Raw genomic sequence first — 22,705 nt, forward strand, 5'->3', positions numbered from 1 at the left:
GGGCCGTCGTCACACGGACCTGAGCACCGTGGCGTAGTTGGCCACCCCGAGCCCGCCCATGTTCTGCACCAGGCCCACGTCCGCGCGGGGCAGCTGCATCCCGCCGGCCCGCCCGGACAGCTGCATCGTCGTCAGGACGTGCTGGGACACGCCGGTGGCCCCCACGGGGTGCCCCTTGGCCTTGAGGCCGCCGGAGAGGTTGACGGGCAGCCGCCCGTCCGGCTGCGTCCAGCCCTCGCTGATCGCCCGGCCGGCCTCGCCCCGCGGCGTGAGCCCCATGGCCTCGTAGACCACGAGCTCGGCGATGGTGAAGCAGTCGTGGACCTCCGCGAGGTCGAGGTCCTCGAGCGTCGTCCCGGCCATGTCCATGGCGCGGGCGATGGACAGGGCGGTGGCCTCGAACGCCACGGGGTCCCGCCGGTCCATCGGCAGGTAGTCGTTGGCCTGCCCGAAGCCCGCGACGGTGGCCAGGGCTCCGCCGTCGGCCCCGGCGCGGAGGACGAGCGCGGCCGCGCCGTCCGAGACGGGCGAGCAGTCGGTGCGCCGCAGCGGGTCGGCCACCATGGGGTTCCGGTCCGAGACCGTGCGGCAGAACTCGTAGCCGAGGTCCTTGCGCAGCTGGGCCCACGGGTTCTGCACGCCGTTGGCGTGGTTCTTGGCGGCCACCATGGCCATGGCGTCGGAGACGTCCCCGTAGCGCTCGGCGTAGGCCTGGGCGACGCGGGCGAACAGGCCGGCGAAGCCCGTCGTGGACTCCCGGCCCGCCAGCTCGTAGTCGGCGCCGAGCAGCGCGGAGCCCACGAGGTCGGCGGACGCGTGGGTCATCTTCTCCACGCCCACGACGAGCACCGTGCGGGCGGTGCCGGCCAGGATGGCCTGGATGCCCTGGTGGACGGCCGCCGAGCCGGAGGCGCAGGCGTTCTCGACCCGGGTGACCGGGGTGCCGTGCAGCCGGTCGTCGGCCTGGAGCACCAGGGAGGACGGGAACGCCAGGGGCGTGAGGCCGGAGTTGAACTGCCCCAGGAAGGCCGCGTCGACCTCGTCGGGGCCCGCCTGGGCGTCGTCCAGCGCCTGGCTCACCACGTCGGTGACGAGGTCCTCCAGGCTCCGGTCGGCCAGCCGTCCGAACGGCGTGTGGCCGGTGCCGATGACGGAGACGGTCCTGTCGAGGGTGCGGGTGCTCATGGGGTTCCTTCCGGGTTCCGCGGGCGGCGTGCCGGCGGGGAGTGGGGCGTGTCGGGGCGCAGCTGCCGGACGGTCAGGGCCAGCTGCTGCTGGAGGGGAGTGGTTCGGACGTCCGCCAGCAGCTGCTCGACCCGGGCCAGGCGCTGGTGGACGGTGTTGGGGTGGACGAACAGCGTCCGCGCGGTCTGCGCGGTGCTGCCCGTCGCCTGCTGGACCAGGAGGGTGGTGAGGAGGGCCGTCCCGTTGGCCCGGTCGTAGGCCATCACCGGGCCCAGCTCCCGCTCGACGAACGCGGCCAGCTCGTCCGCGCTGAGCCGCCCGAGCAGCGCCGGCAGGGGTGCGACGTCGTCGGGCAGCGCCCACGCGTCGGCCCAGCCGAGGGCCTGCAGCGAGCGCACGGTGTCCGCGGCCCGGGCGAGGCCGGCGCCCAGGGTCTCCGGCGTCACCGGACGGTCGTCCGCGCCCACGAGGACGGGCGCCCCGAGGGCCCGGGAGAACGCCCGGTGCAGGCCGGCGGCCACGGCCTGGGGCTCCTCGCCGCGCAGCCACAGGAGCACCTGGCCGTCGATCTCGGCGGCCAGGCCTCCCCGCTCCTCGGCGATCCGGTGCGCCGGCACGAGCAGCTCGTGCCGCGGCGTGGCCGGGCACTCGACGACGGCGACCACGTCCAGCTCCGCAGGGTCGATGCCCAGGGCGGCGCGGATCCGGATCGCGTGGTCCCCCGAGGGGTCGCGCAGCAGGTCCTGCACCAGGTGGCTCGCGGTGAGCAGCCCCGTGGAGACCGATCCCCGGAGGCCGTCCAGGACGAGCGCCGTGGTGGCGGCGGCCCGGGTGAGGATGCGGTCGCCGGCCTCCCCCAGGCGGAGGGGGAGGGCGCTCACGTGGACGAGGTCCCCGAGGTGCCGCCCCTCCCGCGTCAGGGGCACGCGGGTGGCGCAGCGGCCGCCGGCGGCGGTTCCCGCCCCGTCGTCGTCCTCGGCCCCGTCGTCCGGACCTCCGTCGTCCTCCTCGGCGGAGACCACGACGGCGCCGCTCTCGTCCTCCACCCGGACCCGGCCGCCGAGCTGCTGCCGGATCAGGCGGATCAGCGACTGGAGCGAGCCCCCGTTGAGCAGGACCCCGAAGAGCCGGTCCTGGAAGTCGACGAGCTGCTGGGTCTCGGACTCCCGCGACCGCAGCTCCGCCACCGCGGTCTCGAGCTCGCGCCGGTCGTCCCGGTGCGCCGCGTGCGCCCGCTCGTTGTCGATGATGATCGCGGCGTGGTCGGCCAGCGACTGGAGGAGGTCCACGTCCTGGTGGCGGAAGTCGTGGACCCGCCGGTCGCTGGCCAGCAGCACCCCGAGGACGGAGCCGTTCTTCATGACGGGCACCCCGACGAGGGCGCGCAGCCCCTCCTCGGTGGTGGTCGTGTCGATGGTCTCCGTGTGGCGGTAGCGCGGGTCGGAGAGGTAGTCGCTCGTCCAGCTCGGCGTGCGGGTGTGCGCGATGAACCCGGCGATGCCGGTCGCGCCGTCCACCTCGAGCCGGGTGAAGGCGTCGGACATGATGCCGTCCGAGACCCGCACCCGGGCGCGGCCGGTGACGGCGTCGAAGGCCAGGAAGTAGGCGACCTCCGACAGCAGCAGGCGCCGGGCGCGGGCCACCACGGTCCTCAGGAGGGCGTCCAGGCCCCCGGAGCCCGAGAGCTCGTTCAGGGACTGGATCAGCTGGTCGGTCGAGCGGACCCGCTCCTCGAGCTCCACGAGGCGGGACCTCAGCCCCACGGCGATCTCCGCGGCGTCCGGGGCGGTGCCCGGCACCGCCCGCAGCTCCTGCTCCGCCGCGCCGCCGGCCACGAGGCGCAGCAGCGCCCCGGCCGGGTCCTGGAGGGAGGTCATCGCCGCGGTGCGCCGGGCCGGCGGATCCGGCCCGCGCCGGTGCGGGGCCGCTCGGCGACGGTGGGCCGCCGGCGCGGGCGGGGCGGTGTGCGATCCATGGACGGGTCCTCGTTCCTCAGCATTCCTCCACAGGTGTCGCACATCACACTACGGGGTGAGGGGAGCCCGGGGCCATGTGGATCCGTCCATATGGAAGGGCTCAGCTGTGGTGCCGCATCCATGTTCCCCCCGCGCCAGTCCCGCATAGGGTAAGTGAGGTGCATCACATCGATGCCTGCTGTCGACGCGTGGAAGGAACGTTCATGAGGCCGGTTGATCTCACGGGCAAGAAGGCACTGGTGACGGGCGGGGCCGGGGGCATCGGCCTGGCCGTCGCGCGGTCGTTCGCGGAGCGGGGGGCCGCCGTCGTGCTGGCCGACGTCGACGAGGAGGGCGTGCGCCGGGCCGCCGACGAGGTGGGCGGGGAGCCGTGGGTCCTGGATCTCTCGGACCCGGACTCCCTCGCGGAGCTGAGCCTCGACTGCGACATCCTGGTCAACAACGCCGGCATCCAGAAGGTCGAGCCGATCGAGAGCTTCGACCCCGCCATGCTGCGGCGCATGCTGGCGATCATGCTCGAGAGCCCGTTCCTGCTGATCCGTGCCGCCCTCCCGCACATGTACGACAAGCAGTGGGGCAGGATCGTCAACCTCTCCTCCGTGCACGGGCTGCGCGCCTCGCCGTTCAAGAGCGCCTACGTGGCCGCCAAGCACGGCCTCGAGGGCCTGTCGAAGACGACCGCCCTGGAGGGCGCGCCGCACGGGGTCACCAGCAACTGCATCAACCCGTCCTACGTGTGGTCGGCGATCGTCCAGAACCAGGTGGCGGACCAGGCGAAGGTCCACGGCGTCTCCGAGCAGGAGGTCCTGGAGAAGGTCTTCCTCAAGGAGATCCCCATCAAGCAGCTGCTCGAGGCGGACGAGGTCGCCAGCCTCGCGACCTGGCTCGTGGGCGAGGACGCCCGGATGGTCACGGGCGCGTCCTACACGATGGACGGCGGCTGGACCGCGCGGTAGGGCGGTGCGCGGACGTCCCGCGGGAGGCGGCGGCTGCCGGCCTCGGGTGGGCTAGCCCTGCGTGGCCTGGGCGCGCCGGCGTGCCCGGACCGCACACCCCAGGATCAGCAGGCCCGCCAGGGCCAGCCCGACGCCCACCCAGGCCGGGGAGCGGTAGCCCCAGCCGGCCGAGATCACGAGGCCGCCGAGGAAGGCGCCCATCGCGTTGGCCAGGTTGAACGCCGCGTGGTTCATGGCCGCGGTCAGGGAGGGGGCGTCCTTGGCCTCGCGCAGCAGGCGGACCTGCAGGGAGGTCGTGAAGATGGAGCCCATGATCCCGATCCACAGCACGCCGAGCACGGCGGCGACCGGGGAGTGGGCGAGCAGCCCGAAGAAGGCCAGGGCCACCCCAGAGAGGGCGCCCGCGCCCAGGGCGGTGCGCTCGATCGAACGGTCGATGAGCGGTCCGGCCAGCAGCGAGCCCAGGGTCATGCCCACGCCGAACACGGCCAGCACCCACGGCACGGTGGAGATCTCCAGGCCGGTCAGGTCGGTGAGCGTGGGGGAGATGTAGGTGTAGACCGCGAACATGCCGCCGAAGCCGACCGCGCCGGCCACGAGGGTCAGGACCACCTGGGGACGGGCCAGGGCTCGCAGCTCGTGGCCCGCGGAGACGCCGCCGTCGTTGTGGGTGCGCGGCACCCAGGCCGCCAGCGCCGCGACGGTGAGCAGCCCCATCGCCACGACCAGGGCGTAGGCCGTCCGCCAGCCGAAGGCCCCGCCGAGGGCCGCGGCGAAGGGGACGCCGACGATGTTGGCGATGGTCAGACCGAGCATCACCCGGGCCACGGCGGTGCCCCGGCGTTCGCGCGGCACCAGGGAGGCCGCCACCACGGCGGCGACCCCGAAGTAGGCCCCGTGGGGCAGGCCGGAGAGGAAGCGCGCCACGTAGAGCCACTCCAGGGAGGGCGCCGCCGCGGACAGGCCGTTGCCTACGGTGAAGACGGCCATCAGCAGCAGCAGGAGCGTCTTGCGCTCCACGCGGGCGGCCAGCGTGGTGATCAGCGGCGCGCCGACGACCACGCCGAGGGCGTAGAGCGAGATGGCGTGGCCGACCGAGGGGATCGGGGCGCCGAAGTCCTCGGCCACGAAGGGCAGCAGGCCCATCGAGGCGAACTCGGTGGTGCCGACGCCGAAGCCGCCCAGGGCCAGGGCGAGGATGGCGAGGCGGGTGCCGGTGGGGCCGGGGGCGTTGACCACCTTGAGCAGGGCGGTGTTGGTCGCGGACACGGGAGGTCCTTCCGTACGGGGCGGGGAGGCGGGGAGGGGGGAAGGCGCGACGTCGAGCCCGTGCAGATCCTCTTGTCGATGCTACGGGCGATCACCGGGGCACCCAATGCCCCGGGAGTGTGATCTTGGTCGAATTGTCAGGACATGCGCGCGCCCCGTCGTGCCCGCCGCGCCCTCTCCGGTGCGCCCCGTCCGCCCGCTCAGCGGAAAGCGGAGATCCCCGTCAGGTGCTGGCCGAGCACCAGGGTGTGCACCTCGTCGGTGCCCTCGTACGTGCGCACCGACTCCAGGTTGTTGGCGTGGCGCAGCGGCGAGTGCTCCAGGGTGATGCCGTTGCCGCCCAGCATGGTCCGGGCCTCCCGGCAGACCTCGATCGCGATCCGGCAGTTGTTGAGCTTGCCCACCGAGATCATGTGGTTCTCCAGCCGCCCGGCGTCCTTGAGCCGGCCGATGCGCAGCGCCAGCAGCTGGCCCTTCTGGATCTCGAGGGCCATGTTGACGAGCTTCTCCTGGGAGAGCTGGTACGCCGCGAGCGGCTTGTCGAACTGGATGCGCTGCTGCGAGTACGCCAGGGCCGCGTCGAAGCTGTCCCGGGCGGCGCCAAGGGCGCCCCAGACGATGCCGTAGCGGGCCTCGTTGAGGCACGAGAAGGGCCCGCGGAGGCCGGGGTTCTCGGGCAGGATCGCGTCGGCCGGCAGCCGGACGCCCTCGAGGGCGATGTCGCACTGGATCGAGGCGCGCATCGACAGCTTCGGCTCGATCGGGGTGGCCGTGAAGCCCGGCGTCGAGGTGGGCACCAGGAAGCCCCGGACCCGCGCCCGGCCGCTCTCGTCGACGGCCTTCGCCCAGATGACGGCGACGTCGGCGATGGAGGCGAGGCCGATCCAGCGCTTCGCGCCGTCGAGCACCCACTCGTCGCCGTCGCGCACCGCCGTGGTCGCCATGGTGGAGGGATCCGAGCCCGCCGTCGGCTCGGTGAGGCCGAAGCACCCGACGATCTCGCCGGCGGCCATGCCGGGCAGCCAGCGCTGCTTCTGCTCCTCGGAGCCGTGCTTGGCGATCGCGGACATGGCGAGCGAGCCCTGGACCGAGACGAACGTGCGCAGCCCCGAGTCCCCGGCCTCCAGCTCCTGCATGGCGATGCCGTACTGCACGGCGGACTTCCCGGCGCAGCCGTAGCCCTGGATGTGCATGCCCAGCAGGCCGAGCGCCGCCATCTCGGGCACGATCTCCCGCGGGAAGACGGCGTCGGCGTACCACCCGGCGATGTTCGGGCGGATCCGCCGGTCCACGAACTCCCGCACGGCATCCCGGGTCTCGAGCTCCTCCGGGCTGAGGTCGGACTCGAGGTCCAGCAGATCGGTGACGGCGGTCGCGGGGACGGCAGGGGCGGTGTTCATGGGGATCCTCCTGGGAGTCGGGACAGGCGGGCGCCTCCCTCGAGAATTCCGCATTTGTGAGCCGCGCAACAGCATTGCGCAGATTATTGACCAATAGGTATCACTGAGGTGGAAAACAGGTATTCGACGTTTCATAGTCGGTCGTGGAAATGTGAGCTGCGATACATCCCCGGCCCGTCCTGGAGGAAACCGCCGTGCCCGACCTGCTTCCGTGCTCCCCACCGCCTGCCCCGCCCCGGGTCCGCATCGACCGCGTGGGCGCCGTCGCCGTCGTGACGATCGAGGACCCGTCCCGCCGCAACGTGCTCGGCGCGGAGCTGCGCCGGCGCCTGCGGACTGCCCTCGCCGAGCTGGCGGCGGACCGGACGGCGGGGGCCGTGGTGATCACGGGGGCAGGGGCCTGCTTCAGCGGCGGCGGCGACCTCGCCGCGATGCCCCCTTCCGGTCCGGAGGAGGCCGCCGCCCGGATGGCGGACGTGGCAGCCCTGGTCCAGGAGCTCGCGTCGATGAGCAAGCCGGTCGTCGCGGCGGTGGCCGGACCCGCGGCCGGCGTGGCGGTCGGGCTGGTGTGCTGCTGCGACGTCGTCGTCGCGGGCGAGGGCGCCCGGTTCCTCCTGCCGTTCACCCGGCTGGGGCTGATGCCGGACGGCGGGCTGGTGCACTCCCTGGCCCAGCGGGTGGGCCCGGCCCGGGCCCGGACGCTCCTGCTCGAGGCCGCCCCCGTGGACGCGCGGACCGCCCTGGGCATGGGCCTCGCGGACCGGGTGGTGGCCGACGCGGACGTGCTGGACGCCGCGGTCGCCCGGGCCGCGGAGCTCGCCACCCGCGCCCCGCTGGCCGTCGCCGCGGTGAAACGGGGTCTCCGGGAGGCCTCGGAGTCCCTCGAGGACGCCCTGGCCCTCGAACGGGCCCACCAGCCCCAGCTCTTCGGGACGGCCGACTTCCTGGAGGGCAAGCAGTCCTTCTTCACGAAGCGCGCCCCCGTCTTCTCCGGGCACTGAGCACGCCCCGTCACACGTCGAAAGGTCGTCATGAGGACAACGAAGACTCAACTCGCAGCCCTGGCCGCGGTCTCGCTGCTGGGCCTGTCCGGGTGCGCCGCGGCCGAGGCCGAGGAACCCCTGGGCCCCAACGGCCTGCCCCAGCAGCTGGTGTGGTCCACCTACAACGTGGGCACGGGCACCTACAACGACCTCGCCGCCATCGCCAACACGCTCACGACCGAGGAGGGGGTGCAGGTGCGCCTCATGACGGCGGACACCGGCATCGGCCGGCTCGCCCCGCTCGTGAACGGCACCGTGGACTACTCCCGGGCCGGCGACGAGTACTACTACGCCTTCGAGGGCGACTACGAGTACGCCAGCGCCGAGTGGGGCCCGCAGGACATCCGCATGGTGTGGGCGCCGCCGGGCAACTACGGGCTGCTGGTGCGCGAGGACAGCGGCATCGACTCCTTCGAGGACCTCGAGGGCAAGCGGTTCCCCAAGCTGACCGCCAACACCTCGATCAACAACAAGATGGAGGGCTTCCTCAACTACGGCGGCCTCGGCTGGGAGGACGTGGAACAGGTCCCCATCGCGTACGGCGAGCAGATCGCCGGCCTCGAGGGCGGCCAGATCGACGCGATGTACCAGAACGTCGTGGGCTCCAACATCGAGGAGCTCGCGAGCAAGACCGACGTCAAGTGGCTCACCTTCGACGACCCCGACCCGGCCCGCTACCGCACCTGGAAGGAGCTCGCCCCCATGGTCACGGTCGGCGAGGTCACGGGCGGCGCCGGCATGGAGGAGGGCGAGAGCGCCCGCGTCCTCGAGTACACGATCCCCCTCACCACCCTGGGCTCCCGCGACGCGGACGAGGTCCACGGCGTGGTGCGGGCCATCGCCGAGAACTTCGAGCACTACGAGGGCACCACCCCGGACGCCAAGCAGTTCAGCTTCGAGGCCGTGCTCAAGGAGCCCCTGGTCGTCCCCTTCCACGAGGGCACCGTCCGCTACTTCGAGGAGCAGGGCGTGTGGACCGAGGAGCTCGAACGGAAGAACGACGCGCTGATCGAGCGCGGCGAGAGGATGCGCGAGGCGTGGCCCGGGGTCGTGGAGGCGTCCTCGGAGGAGGATCTCGCCGCGAACTGGGCGGCCTGGAAGAAGACCGAGCTGGACGGCGAACCGACCACCGAGATCGACGAAGGGACCGACGATGAGGACTGAGACCCGGATGACGCCCTTCTGGAGGGCGGTCGTGATCGTGCTGACCGTCCTGGGCGTGCTGCTGGCCATGAACCAGGTGTTCTTCTGGAACCTGTTCGGCCTGGCCCTGCTGACCAACTCCTACCTGTACCTGGTGATGGCCTGCTTCCTGCCGGTCGTGTTCATCGTCAACCCCCTGCGCAAGGTGCCGCTGGCCGAGAAGGTCGAGGCCACGCAGGGCTCCGGGCAGGCGGCCGCCGCGCTCGAGTCCCCGGTCCGGTGGTACGACGTCGCCCTCATGCTCGTCTCGGCCGCGGCGTGCGTGTACTTCGCGTTCAACGGGACGCGGATCAAGAACTTCGGGTGGGAGTTCATGGCGCCCGCCGTCGCCACGGTCGCGGCCTTCGTGCTGTGGGCCGTGGTCCTGGAGGTCCTCCGCCGGACCGGCGGGCTCGCGGTGACCGTCATCGCCCTGGTCTTCTCCCTCTACCCGCTCGTCGCCGAACGGCTGCCGATCGGCGTCCTGCAGGGCGTCACCTACGACCTGCCGACGCTGGCGCAGGTGCACGCCATGGGCGCGGAGAGCATCCTGGGCCTGCCCATCCAGACCGCCGCGACCATCCTGGTGGGCTTCCTCGTCTTCGGCGTGGCGCTCCAGCACACCGGGGGCGCCGACTTCTTCCACAACCTCGCGATGTCGATCTTCGGCCGGTACCGCGGCGGGGCGGCGAAGGTCTCCGTGGCCAGCAGCGCGGCCATGGGCATGATGAGCGGCAGCGCGGTCTCCAACGTCCTGACCACGGGCCCCATGACGATCCCGGCCATGAAGCGCTCCGGGTTCAGCCCCACCTACGCCGGCGGCATCGAGGCCACGGCGTCCTCCGGGGGATCCATCACCCCGCCCATCATGGGCACCGCGGCCTTCCTCATGGTCTCCTTCGTGGGCGTGCCCTACACCGAGATCCTGGTCGCGGCGACCATCCCCGCCGTCCTCTACTTCCTTGGCATCTACCTGCAGGTGGACGGCTACGCGGCCCGCCGGGGCCTGCGCGGCGTGCCCGTGGACCGGCTGCCGCGGACCGTGGCGACCCTCGTGGCCGGCTGGCCCTACGTCCTCGCCCTCATGCTGCTGACCGGCCTGCTGTTCGTCACGAACTCCGAGACCCAGGTGCCCTACTACGTCATCGCGGTGCTGCTCGCCGTGGCCGTCCTGCGGCCCGGCAGGACGTTCGGCCCGCGCGAGTTCACGGAGTTCCTCGTGGACTCCGGCAGGACGCTGAGCAGCATCATCGGCATCATCGCCGGCGTGGGCCTCATCGTCGGCGGTCTCACGGCAACCGGCGTGAGCCTGTCCCTGGCCCGCGAGCTCGTCGCGCTGGTGGGGGACAACGTGGTCCTGATCCTCATCGCCGGTGCGGTGACCTGCTTCATCATGGGCATGGGCATGACGATCTCGGCGGCCTACGTCTTCCTGGCCATCGTCATGGTCCCCGCGGTCATCGACCTGGGCGTCAACCCGCTCGCGGCCCACCTGTTCGTCATCTACTGGGCCTCCGTCTCCTACATCACCCCGCCCGTGGGCCTGGCCGCCTTCGCGGCGGCCGGTCTGGCCAAGGCGCCGGCGATGGCCACGAGCGTCGCGGCCATGAAGCTCGGCGCGGTGAAGTACATCGTCCCCTTCGGCTTCGCCCTCAACCCCGCGCTCGTGGCGCAGGACTCGCCCGGCCGGATCGTGCTGGCCTTCGCGCTGAGCATCGTGGGGGTCTACGCCCTGGCCTCGGCGATCGAGGGCTGGACGGTCGGCTTCGACCGGCGGATGCCGGTGCTGTTCCGGGTCACGGCCGCGGTCGGCGGGTTCCTGCTGTTCCTGCCCACGGCGCTCGCCGCCGTCGTCGGCCTCGCCCTGGTGGCCGGGAGCGTGCTGCTCACCTTCCTCACCGTGCGGCCGGCCCCCGAGGCCGAGCGGGGGGACGCGCCCGAGCCCGCGGCCGACGACGACGCCGTTCCCGCCCCGGCCACCGCCGCGGCCCCCGCGACCCTCTGACCGGAAGGACCCGTCATGACGAACACCACCACTGAGTCGGCCACTGACAGGGCCGCCGCCACCCCCGCGGACGTGCCCACGGCCCCGTCGGTCACCGTGGAGGTCCGGGACCGGGTCGCCGTGCTCACCGTGAACCGCCCGGAGGTGCGCAACGCCCTCAACGCCGGGGTGCTGGACGGGATCGAGGCCGCCCTCGACGAGTGCGAGCGGCGGCGGGACGTCGGCGCCGTGGTCTTCACGGGCGCCGGGGAGAAGGCGTTCGTGGCCGGCGCGGACATCTCGCAGCTGGTCGGCTACACGATGCGGGACGGCCTGCGCGCCCGCATGCAGCGCCTCTACGACCGGATCCAGGACCTCGAGCTGCCCACGGTCGCGGCGGTCAACGGCTTCGCCCTGGGCGGCGGCAACGAGCTCGCGATGTCCTGCGACATTCGCATCGCCGCCGAGAACGCCCGGTTCGGGCTGCCCGAGACCAACCTCGGCATCCTCCCCGGGGCCGGCGGCACCCAGCGGCTGTCGCGGCTCGTCGGCCTCGGCCGGGCCCAGGAGATGATCCTCACCGGCCGGATCATCGACGCCGAGGAGGCCCTGCGGATCGGCCTGGTGACCAGCGTCGTGCCGCGGGACGGCCTGCTGGACGCCGCCCTCGCCACCGCCGGGACGATCCTGGCGAAGGGCCCGCTGGCCGTGCGGCTCGCCAAGCTCGTGGTGCGCAGCGGCGCCGAGACCGACCAGCGCACGGGCCTGCTGCTGGAGCGCCTGGCCCAGTCCCTGCTCTACGCCTCCGACGAGAAGTCCGAGGGCGCGGGCGCCTTCCTCGAGAAGCGCCCCGCCCGCTTCCCCCAGCACGACGACCGACCGCCCACCGACCCGGGCCGCCCGGCCCCGAAGGAGCAGCCATGACCCCCCAGCCGACCGCCGACGCCGTCCGCAGCGTCCTCGTCGTGGGATCCGGTGCCATGGGCACCCAGATCGGCGCGGTCTTCGCCCTCGCCGGATACGACGTCACGACGAGCGACCTCGCCCCGGACGCCCTCGCGCGGTCCCGCGACGAGGTGCGCCGCCGCCTCGGGCGGCTCGCCGAGAAGGGCGCCCGCACCCGGGAGGAGGTGGACGCGGCCCTGGGGCGGATGGCCTACACGACCGACTCCCTCCAGGCCGCCCGCTCCACCGACTTCGTGGTCGAGGCCGCCGTCGAGCGCCTCGACATCAAGCGGCAGCTGTTCGCGGACCTCGACGAGGTCGCCCCCGAGCACGCGGTCCTGGCCACGAACTCCTCGACCATCCCGTCCTCGCTGCTCATGGACGCCACGGGGCGCCCGGACAGGGTGTGCAACATGCACTTCTTCAACCCCGCGCTCGTCATGGCGTGCGTCGAGGTGGTGCGGAACCCGCAGACCTCGGACGCGACCGTCGAGACCACGGTGGAGCTGGCCCGCCGGCTCGGCAAGCAGCCGGTCCGGCTCAACCAGGAGGTCCCCGGCTTCGTCGCCAACCGCCTCCTCGGGGCCCTGCGGGACGAGGCCCTGCGCCTCGAGGCGGCCGGGGTGGCGAGCTTCGAGGACATCGACACGGCGGCGCGGACCGCCCTGGGCCACCCCATGGGCCCGTTCGAGCTCATGGACCTGGTCGGCATCGACGTCTCCTACCTGATCCGCATGGCGGAGCACGAGCAGAGCGGGGACCCCGCGGACCTGCCCCACCCCTCCGTGCAGAAGCTCTACGAGCAGGGCCACTACGGCCGCAAGAGCGGCCGCGGCTGGTACGAGTACGCCGGCTGAGCACCGGCCGGGCAGGGGGCGCGACGACGGGCACCACGACGGGCACCACGACGGACAGCACGACGGACGAAGGACCACGATGAGAGGAACGGACATGAGCCACACCGCGCGAGCGCACACCCTGCAGGAGATCTTCGGCCGTCCCGGGACGGGCCCGCTGGCGGGGGTCGTGGTCGCGGACCTCAGCCGGGTGCTCGCCGGGCCCTACTGCACGATGCTCCTCGCGGACATGGGCGCGACCGTCATCAAGGTGGAGAGCGCGGCCGGCGACGACGCCCGCGCCTGGGTGCCCCCGCACCGGGACGGCGAGAGCACCTTCTTCCTGTCGGTGAACCGCAACAAGTACTCGATCGCCCTGGACTTCACCGACCCGGAGCAGCTGGCCCTCGTGGAGCAGATCGTCGCCCGCGCGGACATCCTCGTGGAGAACTTCAAGCCGGGCGGGCTCGCCCGGTACGGCCTCGACTACGAGACCGTCAGCGCGTGGCGGCCGGACCTCGTCTACGCCTCCATCACCGGCTTCGGGACCGCCGGGGGAGCCGAGCTGCCCGGCTACGACCTGCTCGCCCAGGCCCTCTCCGGCATGATGAGCCTCACCGGCAGCCAGCACGGCGAGCCGTACCGCGCCGGGGTGGCGCTCTTCGACGTCATCACCGGTCTGCACGCGTCCACCGGGATCCTCGGCGCCTTCCACGAGCGGCAGGCCTCGGGCAGGGGCCAGCACGTGGAGCTGAACCTGCTGTCCTCCGCCCTGTCCGGGCTCGTCAACCAGTCCACCGCCTACGTGGCCGGCGGCACCGTGCCGGCACGCATGGGCAACGAACACCCGAGCCTCTACCCGTACGAGCCGTTCCCGGCCCGGGACAAGGAGATCGTCATCGCTGTGGGCAACAACGGGCAGTTCGCCCGGCTGTGCGCGTGCCTGGGCGTCCCCGCGCTCGCCCAGGAGCAGCGCTTCGCCACGGTGGCGGCCCGCAACGCCAACCGGGCGGCGCTGCGCGAGCTCATGGTGGAGCGGCTCGCCGTCCGGGACGCCGAGGACTGGTTCCAGCGGCTCATGGCCGTCCAGGTCCCCTGCGCGCCGATCCTGGCGGTCGACGAGGGCGTCCGGTTCGCCCAGGGGCTCGGCCTCGACCCCGTGGCCCTCGCCGGCTCCGGGGACCGGGAGATCCCCACGGTGCGCCACCCGGTGTCCTTCAGCCGGACCCCCGTGGACTACACGCAGGCCCCGCCCCGGCTCGACGGCGACCGCGACCGGGTCCTGGCCTGGCTGGAGAGCGGAAAGCCCGCGGTCCGGAAGGCGTCATGAACGCCGTCCACCGCACCGACCCGGAGCCGGCCGCCGCCGAGGCCGGACGTGCATGAGCAGGACGCGGCGGGGACGCTCCGGCAGGCGCGCCGGGCGGATCGCCTACCCGGCGCTGCTGGGCACGACCGCGATGGGGACCATGTCCTCCAACGTCATCAACGCGCCTCTGTGGGTGATCCGGACGGACCTGGGCATGACGGCCCAGGAGTCGGTCCTGGCGGTCAGCGCGTTCACGGTCGCCATGGCGACGTCCGTTCCGCTGGCCGGGTGGCTGGGTGATCGGCTGGGGGTGAAGACCTTCCTGATCGCCGCCCTCGGCGTCATGGTCCTGGCCGAGCTCACGGCCGCCGCCGCCGGGGGCCTGGAGACGCTCGTCCTCGCCCGCACGGTGCAGGGCGCCGCGTGCAGCGCGATCCCGCCGTGCGTGCAGACCGCCCTCGTCACCGCCTGGCCGGAGCGGACGGCGCAGACCATGGGCGCGTGGGCCTCGGCCATCGGGCTGGGGCAGGCCGTCGGGCCGCCCTTCGGCGGGGTCATCACCGAGGCCCTCGGGTGGCGCTGGGTCTTCCTCGTGCACGCCGGACTGGTCCTGCTCCTGATGGGCCTGCTGGCCGTGTTCATGCCCCGCGTCGGCCGGCGCCGTCCGCCCATGCACGTGTCCGCGATGTTCTGGCTCGTCTTCGGGGGCGCCTCGACGGCCGCCGCCGTGGTGTTCGTCGGGCAGAGCGCGCCCTGGGCGGGGGCGCTGCTGCTCGCGGTCGGCGCGGTGCTCGGCTGGGGGATGTTCGTCCACCTCTCCCGGCGCCGCGCCCGCGCCGCCCGCCGGGACCGGGAGGCGCCCCGGCCGCTGGTGGACCCCGTCCTGCTGCGGGACTCCGGCTACCTCACCGCCGCGGCCGGCGCGGGCCTGGCCATGGGCTCCATGGCGGTCTGCATCGTCGCCATGCCCCTGTTCCTGGCCTCGGACCTGGACCTGGGACCGGCCCAGATCGGCGTCGTCGTCCTCACGCTGGCGCTCGCCATGACGGCGGCCGGCCCCTTCGCCGCGCGAGTGGGCCGACGGCGCGGCGGCGGGGTGCAGCTGGCCCGCGGCGTCGTGCTCCTCGTGGTGGCCGCGCCGGTCGTCACGGTGGCGATGGTCGCGTCCCGGCTCGGGGTCGCCCTCTGGGTGGTGGTGCTCCTCGTGGTCCTGGGGCTCGTGGTCGCCGGGACCGGCATCGCCTTCGCCCAGAGCGCGGCGGCCACGGAGCTCGTCCTCTCGCCCGCCGGGCGCTCGGGGACCGCGGTCGGCATCCACAACATGATCCGCTTCCTCTCGATGGCCGCCGGCTACTCCGGGGTCTCCCTGGCGTACGCCGCGGGCGCATCGCTGTACGTCTTCCCCGTCCTCGCCCTGATGGCGCTGGGCCTGCTCGCGGCGCTGCGCGCCACCCGCGGGCCGCGCCCGCGGCTCGTCCCCCAGCAGTGACCCTCGTCCCCGGTGGCCGGCGGACTACACTGCGAACCACCGCCCCTCCCCGCCCGGTCCTCGGATCCCGCGAGGCACGGGAACCGTGGGACAGGTCGTGAGAGGGGGTGCACGTGCCCGCACGTGCTCCATGGTCGCGCTGGCTGGTCGTCATCGGCCTCGCCGGCATGCTGCTCGGAGCCCTCGATCCCCTCGAGGGGTCGCTCATCATCCTGCCGCCCTATGGCGTCGGCTGGCTGCTGGGTCTCGTGGGCGCCGTCTCCGCGCTGATCGAGTTCTTCAGGCGTCCATCGCGGTCCCGGGCGCGGGGAACACGGTCTCCGAGATCTCGATGACGGCCCGCAGGGCGGGGTTGGCGTCTCCGTGGCGCCAGATGAGACGGACCTCCACCGGCTTCTGCTCCTGCGTCAGCGGCCTGTAGACCACGCCCCGGGAGGGGACGTTGTCCCGGACGCTGGAGAGGATGAGGGAGATGCCCATCCCGGCGCCGACTAGGACCACCAGGGTCCAGGAGTCGGGGGCCACCTGGACGATGCGCGGGACGAACCCCGCGTTCATCGCCAGCGTGTTGAGCCGGTTGGGCAGGGTGGCCCCGGCGCCCCCGGGCAGGACGATCCACGCCTCGTCGGCGAGGTCCTCGACGTCCACGGAGTCCCGGTCCGCGAGGGGATGGTTCTCCGGCAGCGCGATCAGCAGCTCCTCCAGGGCGATGAGCCGGGAGCTGATCTCCGCGGGCAGGAAGTCCCACCGGCCGATCAGGAGGTCGAGGGAGTCGTCGAGGATCCTCTCCAGGCCCACGTGGGAGAACTGGGAGCTGTAGAGCTCCAGGGAGATGCCGGGGCGCCGGCGGCGGATCTGGCGCGCCAGCTCGCCCACCGCCTGGTTCACGGACGCCCCCGCGAAGCCGAGCCGGACCCGCCCGATCTCGCCCTCCTGCGACTTCCGGACCACGTCCTTGATCCGCTGGGAGAGCATGACGAGCTCCCGGGCGGGCTCGAGAAGGGCCTCCCCCTGGGGAGTGAGGGTCACGTGGCGGGTGTTGCGCTCGAAGAGCGAGGCCCCCAGCTCCGACTCCAGCTGGCGGATCAGGCGGCTCAGGGGCGGCTGGGCCATGTGCAGGCGCTTGGCGGCGCGGCCGAAGTGCAGCTCCTCGGCGACGGCGAGGAACGCCTGGGCCTTGTGGACTTCCATCCCGCAAGACTATGACTCTCAGCACATCACCGGGGGAGTCCTGACGCTCCGCGTGACACGAATCGGTCGGAACACGCAGATTCCCCAGCCGGGACAGGACGGGCACTCGGTCTTCACGATCGGGAAACGATCCCGTCTCGATATGAGTCATCTTCCGCACAGACACCCCCTTTTGATGCACATGACGCTACTGTGAGTGGCGCAGGTCACACGGGCGCACTTGCACAGCTCCGACAACGGCGTCGGCCTGTCCGCACCCGGCCCCTTTCCGGCCGGTGCGCCCGGTGACCTGTCCAAACTTCCCCCGCGAGGGGCTCCACCGCGGCGGTCCCGCCGCGCCGTTCCCGTCATTCCCCGGTAACAGGCCGGACCGCACCGGGAAACACCACCTCCTTACCGTCAGAGGCGTACGGACCGAACGCCGCTGACCCGAGGAGCACCCCATGCCTGATCACGTCGGACGACGAGCCGCCACCGAGCTGCAGCGAGGCCTGGGGCGCAGGCCCTTCCTCCGGGCCGTGGCGGGCATGGCCACCGCCGGCGCCGTGACCGGGGCCGGCATGGGCGCGGCCCACGCGGCGCCCTCGGCCACGGCCGCCGCGATGGCCGCCCACCCCTCGTCCGGCAGCGGGGTGCCCGGCTTCCACGGCAGGATCCTGCAGCCCGGCACGGGCCGGATCCCCGGCGACCACTACCTGCGCTCCACCCCGGAGAGCGTGCTGTGGGGCTACGTCCCGTCCGTGGACGCCGAGCCCGCGATGCGGATGCGCTCCGGGCAGACCGTCACCATCGACGCCGTCTCCCACGAGGGCATCCTCGAGGACCAGGGGCGGGACCCGCTGGCCTGGTTCGGGGAGCAGGGCGTGCGGAGGGCCGACGTGCTCGAGGACGCGGTGGAGATCGCCCGCGACTACGACCGCACCGAGCGGGACTTCGACAGGGACGGCCCCCACGTGGTCACCGGGCCGGTGTTCGTCGAGGAGGCCCGCCCGGGCGACGTCCTGAAGATCGAGACGCTGCGCGCCGACCTGCGCGTCCCCTACGGCGTGGTGTCCAGCCGGCACGGCAAGGGCGCGCTGCCGAGGACCGCCGACGGCGCCGCCGCCGGGATCGGCCTCGACGAGGTCATGCCTCCTGCCGGGACGGACGGCCGCGCCACGGGCGACCCGGAGCAGTACGGCAACGTCTCGGTGTTCACCCCGGTGGAGCACGGCGAGGGCGTGATGGGCGGCGGGCAGGTCCGCTTCCCGCTGCGGCCATTCATGGGCATGATGGGCGTCGCCTACGCCCAGGGCTCGGGGTCCACCGACGGCCTGCTCAACTCCATCCCGCCCACCCTCGGCGGCGGCAACATCGACATCCGCCACCTGGGCGTCGGCTCCACCTTCTACCTGCCCGTGCACGCGGACGGCGCCCTGTTCTACGTGGGGGACCCGCACATGGCCATGGGCGACGGCGAGGTCGCGCTCACCGCGATGGAGGGCTCGCTGCGCGGGACGTTCCGGCTCACCGTCTGCCGGGCGGGGGAGGGGGACGCCCCCTCGGTGGCCCACACCTACCCGTTCGCCGAGACCGACGAGCACTGGATCCCGATCGGCCTGTCCGACCCGGAGGGCTCCGGCGGCGGGGAGCAGAACTCCGACCTGGACGTGGCGATGCGCCGCGCCGTGGTCAACGCCCTGGACTTCCTGGAGCACGACCGCGGCATGGACCGGGCCATCGCCTACGCCTACCTCTCGGCGGCCGCGGACTTCGCGATCTCCCAGGTCGTGGACCGCACGGTGGGCGTGCACGGGCTGATCCGCAAGGCGGACTTCCGGTAGGAAGCGACGGATCAGGAGTGACGGATCGGGCGCGACGGCGATCGGGCGCCCCGGCGCTGGCCCGCCGGGGGCCCGATCGCGTCACGGTCCCACTCTTCCCGCTGCGCGCCCCCGGCGACAGGGACCATGGTCTGAGATTCGGGACCGCCGACCGATACCTGGGGATGACCCCCGGCTCCCGGAGGGACGGGCGGCTCAGTCGGCGGGGCCCACCCGGATCAGGCCGGCGCGGGCGGCCAGGACGACCGCCTGGGTCCGGTCCCGCGCGCCCAGCTTCGCGAACAGGTTGCCCACGTGCGTCTTGACGGTCGGCTCGCCCAGTTGCAGCGCGGCGGCGATCTCCGCGTTGCTCGCGCCGCGGCCCATGAGCTCCAGCACCTCCCGCTCGCGCGGGGTCAGGGACGCCTGCAGCGCGGGATCCGGCTCCGGCGCGGGCGGCTCGGCCTCCACGAGGGCGGCCGCCACGGAGGGGCTGAGCACGGCGGTGCCCCGGCACGCGGCGCGCACGGCGCTGATGAACTCCTCCGGCTCCGCGCTCTTGAGCAGGTAGCCGCGGGCCCCCGCCCGCAGCGCCGGCAGGACGTAGCGCTCCGAGGAGAAGGTGGTCACCGCGATCACCACGATCTCGGGGTGCCGCTCGGCGAGGACGCGGATCGCCTCCGGGCCGTCCATCACGGGCATCTGCAGGTCCATGAGCACCGCGTCCGGGCGCAGCCGCTCGCACAGCTCCACCGCCTCGCGGCCGTCGGCGGCCTCGCCCACGCACTCGAGGTCGTCCTCGTGGTCGAGGAACAGCCGCAGGGCTCGCCGCATCAGGGGCTGGTCGTCGGCGACGAGGACTCTGAGGCTGCGCACAGGGGCAAGCTAGCACGCGTCCGGGGCGGGGTCCCACGTTGATAGGTTCGACCACCATGAGCACTCCAGTGACGGACCGCCCCGCCCGGACGCGTCCCCCGGCGGCGGCACCCGCTGCCCCTCACTTCCTCGACGCCGTCCCCTGGCCCCGGTGGCTGATCTGCGCCGCCGCGGTGTGGGCGCTGGCCTCCTGCGTGACGGACGTGCCGGCGTTCACCAGCACCTGGGCGGAGGAGCCGCTCTGGCGCTCCGGGTGCTACATGCTGCACATGCTGCTGGCCACCTTCTCCCTGCCGGTGGCCGCCTGGCGCAGCCCGTGGGGCGCGGCCATGCTCGTGGCCTCCCTGCCCCTGACCCTCGGCGTCCCGGCGCTGTGGGCGCTGAGCACGCTCATGATGTACCTCGTGCTCGTGGTCGTCGCCACCACGGCCACCCTGCGCTTCGTGGTCGCGTACGCCGCGGTGCTCGCCGTCGTGGTCGGCGTCCTGCTCACGATGGACGGCGCGGAGCCGGTCTGGGGGTGGGTGCTGTACCCCGTCCTGGCCCTGGTCACGGCGGCGGGCTGGCAGACGGCGGCCGCCCGGCGCGGGCGCCAGCGGGCGCTGCGGCTCGCGGAGGAGGAGCGCACGGCGCGGGGGCAGGCGGTCGCCGCGGAGCGGCTGTCGATCGCCCAGGACCTCCACGACGTCGTGGCGCACAACATGACCATCGCGACCATGCACGCCCACCTGGCACGGTCCGCCCGCAGCATGGACGAGGTCCGGGAGTTCCTGGACGTGGTCCTCGACGCCTCCCGCGAGTCCCTCGAGGACCTGCGGGTGATCATGGACGCCCTGGGCGCGGAGTCCCCGGCGGAGGACCCGGAGGTGCACTCCGCCCGGACCGTGGGCGAGGAGCTCGACCGCGGGATCTCGGCCCTGGCGTCCATGGGCTACGTGGTGGACACGAGCCTGCGGGGCGACCCGGACGCCGTGGACGGCTCCCTGCGGGTGGGCCTCGTCCCGGTGATCCGGGAGGCGGTGACGAACGCGGTCAAGCACGGCGCCGGCCGCCAGGAGGGCCCGGACGGGGACCCGCAGCCGGTCTGCACCCTCGACGTCGACGCCGAGGGCGGGCGCGAGGTCCGGTTCCGGCTGAGCAGCCCCCTGCGCGATCCCCTGGACGACCCGCTGCGCCGCGACCCCGGGACGACGACGCCGGGCGCTGCGGGGCCGGCGCTGCCGTCCTCCGGCTTCGGCCTGGCGAGCGCGGCCGAGCGGGTCCGGATCCTGGGCGGCACCTTCCGCGCCGGCCCGCAGGGCGAGCGGTGGGTGCTCGAGACCGTGCTGCCCCGCCGTCGCTGAGCGTCGGCCCGGGACAGCTCAGTCCTGCTGCCGGTCCGCGTACCGCTCCCGCAGCCGCCGGTACAGCCAGAACGTCCCCACGTAGGCCAGGGCCGCGAGCACCACGGCCGGCATCCACTCCCCGGCGTCGAGCACGGTCAGCAGGGCTCCGGCCGAGCCCATCACCAGGGCCGCGACGAGCAGGGCGGCGACGGTCGCCTTCATGTCGGGAGTCTCCTCGGGACGGGTGCGCGGGACCCGTCCAGCCTAGCGAGCGGGGCCTCCACCGGCATCCCGCACCGGCGGTCCGGGAACGACGACGACGCCGGCCGGCGCCCCCCGTGCGGAAGGTGCCGGCCGACGTCGTCGTCGGTGGTGGACCGGGCGGTCAGTGCGTCGGGAAGCCCAGGTTGATCTGGGACTCCGAGGGGTGCGGCCAGCGGGTGGTGACGAGCTTGCGGCGGGTGTAGAAGTTGAACGACTCCGGCCCGTACATGTGGGTGTCGCCGAACAGGGAGTTCTTCCAGCCGCCGAAGGAGAAGGCGCCGATCGGCACGGGGATCGGGACGTTGACGCCCACCATGCCGACCTCGATCTCGAACTCGAACTGCCGGGCGGTCTTGCCGTCGCGGGTGAACACGGCCACGCCGTTGGCGAACTGGTTCGAGTTGATCAGCTTCACGGCCTCCTCGTAGGTCTCCACCCGCACCACGGAGAGCACCGGGCCGAAGATCTCCTCGTCGTAGACCTTCATGCCCGGCCTGACGTGGTCCACCAGCGAGATGCCGGTGAAGAAGCCGTCGCCGTCGAACTCCTTCTGCGTCCCGTCGACCACCACGGTCGCGCCCTCGGCCGCGGCGCCCTGCACGTAGCCGTTGACCCGGTCCAGCGCCTGGCGGGTGATCAGCGGGCCCATCTCGGACTTCGGGTCGGAGCCCGGGCCGATGGTGAGCTTGCCGATCCGGTCGGCGACCTTCTCGATCAGCGGGTCGGCCACGTCGCCCACGGTGACCAGGACGGAGACCGCCATGCAGCGCTCGCCGGCGGAGCCATAGGCCGCGGAGACCACGGCGTCGGCGGCACCGTCGAGGTCCGCGTCCGGCATGACGACCATGTGGTTCTTCGCCCCGCCCAGGGCCTGCACCCGCTTGCCGTTCTGGGCGGAGGTCTCGTAGATGTACTTGGCGATTGGGGTGGAGCCCACGAAGGACACGGCCTTCACGAGCGGGTTGGTGAGGATCTCGTCCACGGCCTCCTTGTCCCCGTGCACCACGTTGAGCACGCCCGGGGGCAGGCCCGCCTCGGCGAACGCCTCGGCGATCCACACCGCCGCGGAGGGGTCCCGCTCGGAGGGCTTGAGGATCACCGTGTTGCCGGCGGCGATCGCGGTGGTGATCATCCACAGCGGCACCATGGCCGGGAAGTTGAACGGGGTGATGCACGCGACCACGCCCACGGGCTGGCGGGTCTGGTGCACGTCCACGCCGGACGCGGCCTGCTCGAGGTAGTCGCCCTTCATGTGGTGCATCAGGCCGGAGCAGAACTGCACGTTCTCCAGGCCGCGGGCGACCTCCCCGGCGGCGTCCGAGAGGACCTTGCCGTGCTCGGAGGTGATGATCGCCGCGAGCTCCGGGGTGCGCGTGCGGATGATGTTCTCGACCTTGAACATGATGGCGGTGCGCTTGGCCAGGCCGGTCGCCCGCCAGGCGGGCAGGGCGGCCTCGGCGGTCTCGATCGCGGTGGCGACCTCCTCGGCGTTGGCCAGGAGCACCTGCTTGGTCACCTGCCCGGTGGCGGGGTCGTAGACGGGGGCCGAACGCTGGGAGCCGCCGCAGCGCTCGCCGCCGATGTAGTGCTCGACGACGTCTCCGGTGGCCTGCTTCGCGGCGTTCGCGGCGGCGTCCTGGGGCATGCGCTCAGCGGTGGTCTCGGCGCTGTGC

At 73.1% G+C, this 22,705-nt stretch carries 18 protein-coding genes; 10 read left to right on the forward strand and 8 right to left on the reverse strand.

Annotation, left to right across the window (positions count from 1 at the left end):
- Positions 1 to 9: 9 nt before the first annotated feature.
- Both IEW07_RS03300 and IEW07_RS03305 read right to left on the reverse strand, forming a co-directional pair.
- Positions 10 to 1,185, reverse strand: coding sequence for an acetyl-CoA acetyltransferase (locus tag IEW07_RS03300; protein ID WP_188534404.1), 1,176 nt, complete (start codon positions 1,183 to 1,185; stop codon positions 10 to 12).
- The gene (locus tag IEW07_RS03305; RefSeq protein WP_188534405.1) at positions 1,182 to 3,062 is read right to left on the reverse strand and encodes a helix-turn-helix domain-containing protein; all 1,881 of its coding nucleotides are present in this window, start codon (positions 3,060 to 3,062) and stop codon (positions 1,182 to 1,184) included. Before IEW07_RS03305 ends, IEW07_RS03300 begins: the two co-directional genes overlap by 4 nt.
- A 302-nt stretch (positions 3,063 to 3,364) precedes the next feature.
- On the opposite strand from IEW07_RS03305, the gene IEW07_RS03310 reads away from it, so the two are divergent.
- Positions 3,365 to 4,117 (forward strand): 3-hydroxybutyrate dehydrogenase, encoded by a 753-nt coding sequence (locus IEW07_RS03310; RefSeq protein WP_188534406.1) that lies wholly within the window; start codon positions 3,365 to 3,367, stop codon positions 4,115 to 4,117.
- A gap of 51 nt (positions 4,118 to 4,168) precedes the next feature.
- On the opposite strand, the gene IEW07_RS03315 is transcribed toward IEW07_RS03310, so the two are convergent.
- Both IEW07_RS03315 and IEW07_RS03320 read right to left on the reverse strand, forming a co-directional pair.
- Entirely contained in the window at positions 4,169 to 5,386 is a 1,218-nt protein-coding gene (locus IEW07_RS03315; RefSeq protein ID WP_188534407.1) for an MFS transporter, read from the reverse strand.
- A 200-nt stretch (positions 5,387 to 5,586) separates the two neighbouring features.
- Positions 5,587 to 6,786, reverse strand: a complete 1,200-nt coding sequence (locus IEW07_RS03320; RefSeq protein WP_188534408.1) for an acyl-CoA dehydrogenase family protein — start codon at positions 6,784 to 6,786, stop codon at positions 5,587 to 5,589.
- Positions 6,787 to 6,980: 194 nt separating this feature from the next.
- Here IEW07_RS03320 and IEW07_RS03325 point away from each other — a divergent pair, with 194 nt between their 5' ends.
- From IEW07_RS03325 to IEW07_RS03355, 7 genes are all read left to right on the forward strand, one after another.
- Complete coding sequence (locus tag IEW07_RS03325; protein ID WP_188534409.1) at positions 6,981 to 7,787, forward strand: enoyl-CoA hydratase/isomerase family protein; 807 nt, start codon at positions 6,981 to 6,983, stop codon at positions 7,785 to 7,787.
- A 30-nt stretch (positions 7,788 to 7,817) separates the two neighbouring features.
- Entirely contained in the window at positions 7,818 to 8,993 is a 1,176-nt protein-coding gene (locus IEW07_RS03330; RefSeq protein ID WP_188534410.1) for a TAXI family TRAP transporter solute-binding subunit, read from the forward strand.
- Positions 8,983 to 11,016 carry a TRAP transporter permease gene (locus tag IEW07_RS03335; RefSeq protein WP_229741533.1) on the forward strand — a complete coding sequence of 678 codons (2,034 nt, stop codon included), beginning with the start codon at positions 8,983 to 8,985 and terminating at the stop codon, positions 11,014 to 11,016. Before IEW07_RS03330 ends, IEW07_RS03335 begins: the two co-directional genes overlap by 11 nt.
- Positions 11,017 to 11,031: 15 nt before the next feature.
- Positions 11,032 to 11,919, forward strand: coding sequence for an enoyl-CoA hydratase/isomerase family protein (locus IEW07_RS03340; protein WP_188534411.1), 888 nt, complete (start codon positions 11,032 to 11,034; stop codon positions 11,917 to 11,919).
- Complete coding sequence (locus tag IEW07_RS03345; RefSeq protein WP_188534412.1) at positions 11,916 to 12,797, forward strand: 3-hydroxyacyl-CoA dehydrogenase family protein; 882 nt, start codon at positions 11,916 to 11,918, stop codon at positions 12,795 to 12,797. The genes IEW07_RS03340 and IEW07_RS03345 overlap by 4 nt, the downstream gene beginning before the upstream one ends.
- 94 nt (positions 12,798 to 12,891) lie before the next feature.
- Positions 12,892 to 14,106 carry a CaiB/BaiF CoA transferase family protein gene (locus IEW07_RS03350; RefSeq protein ID WP_188534413.1) on the forward strand — a complete coding sequence of 405 codons (1,215 nt, stop codon included), beginning with the start codon at positions 12,892 to 12,894 and terminating at the stop codon, positions 14,104 to 14,106.
- A 52-nt stretch (positions 14,107 to 14,158) separates the two neighbouring features.
- On the forward strand, positions 14,159 to 15,574 hold the full coding sequence (locus IEW07_RS03355; RefSeq protein ID WP_188534414.1) for an MFS transporter: 1,416 nt from the start codon (positions 14,159 to 14,161) through the stop codon (positions 15,572 to 15,574).
- A 279-nt stretch (positions 15,575 to 15,853) separates the two neighbouring features.
- On the opposite strand, the gene IEW07_RS03360 is transcribed toward IEW07_RS03355, so the two are convergent.
- The gene (locus IEW07_RS03360) at positions 15,854 to 16,765 is read right to left on the reverse strand and encodes a LysR family transcriptional regulator (protein ID WP_188534415.1); all 912 of its coding nucleotides are present in this window, start codon (positions 16,763 to 16,765) and stop codon (positions 15,854 to 15,856) included.
- Between the two features lie 443 nt (positions 16,766 to 17,208).
- On the opposite strand from IEW07_RS03360, the gene IEW07_RS03365 reads away from it, so the two are divergent.
- On the forward strand, positions 17,209 to 18,588 hold the full coding sequence (locus IEW07_RS03365) for an acetamidase/formamidase family protein (RefSeq protein WP_188534416.1): 1,380 nt from the start codon (positions 17,209 to 17,211) through the stop codon (positions 18,586 to 18,588).
- A gap of 195 nt (positions 18,589 to 18,783) precedes the next feature.
- Here IEW07_RS03365 and IEW07_RS03370 read toward each other — a convergent pair whose 3' ends face one another.
- Positions 18,784 to 19,443, reverse strand: a complete 660-nt coding sequence (locus IEW07_RS03370) for a response regulator (protein WP_268235518.1) — start codon at positions 19,441 to 19,443, stop codon at positions 18,784 to 18,786.
- A 56-nt stretch (positions 19,444 to 19,499) separates the two neighbouring features.
- On the opposite strand from IEW07_RS03370, the gene IEW07_RS03375 reads away from it, so the two are divergent.
- On the forward strand, positions 19,500 to 20,786 hold the full coding sequence (locus IEW07_RS03375) for a sensor histidine kinase (RefSeq protein ID WP_188534417.1): 1,287 nt from the start codon (positions 19,500 to 19,502) through the stop codon (positions 20,784 to 20,786).
- An 18-nt stretch (positions 20,787 to 20,804) separates the two neighbouring features.
- Here the strand turns inward: IEW07_RS03375 and IEW07_RS03380 are convergent, their stop codons facing one another.
- Together IEW07_RS03380 and IEW07_RS03385 are read right to left on the reverse strand one after the other, a co-directional pair.
- The gene (locus IEW07_RS03380; protein WP_188534418.1) at positions 20,805 to 20,990 is read right to left on the reverse strand and encodes a hypothetical protein; all 186 of its coding nucleotides are present in this window, start codon (positions 20,988 to 20,990) and stop codon (positions 20,805 to 20,807) included.
- Positions 20,991 to 21,153: 163 nt separating this feature from the next.
- Positions 21,154 to 22,677 carry a CoA-acylating methylmalonate-semialdehyde dehydrogenase gene (locus IEW07_RS03385; RefSeq protein ID WP_188534495.1) on the reverse strand — a complete coding sequence of 508 codons (1,524 nt, stop codon included), beginning with the start codon at positions 22,675 to 22,677 and terminating at the stop codon, positions 21,154 to 21,156.
- Positions 22,678 to 22,705: the final 28 nt, after the last annotated feature.

Source organism: Kocuria dechangensis (assembly GCF_014636775.1).
In the GTDB taxonomy this organism is placed as follows: domain Bacteria; phylum Actinomycetota; class Actinomycetes; order Actinomycetales; family Micrococcaceae; genus Kocuria; species Kocuria dechangensis.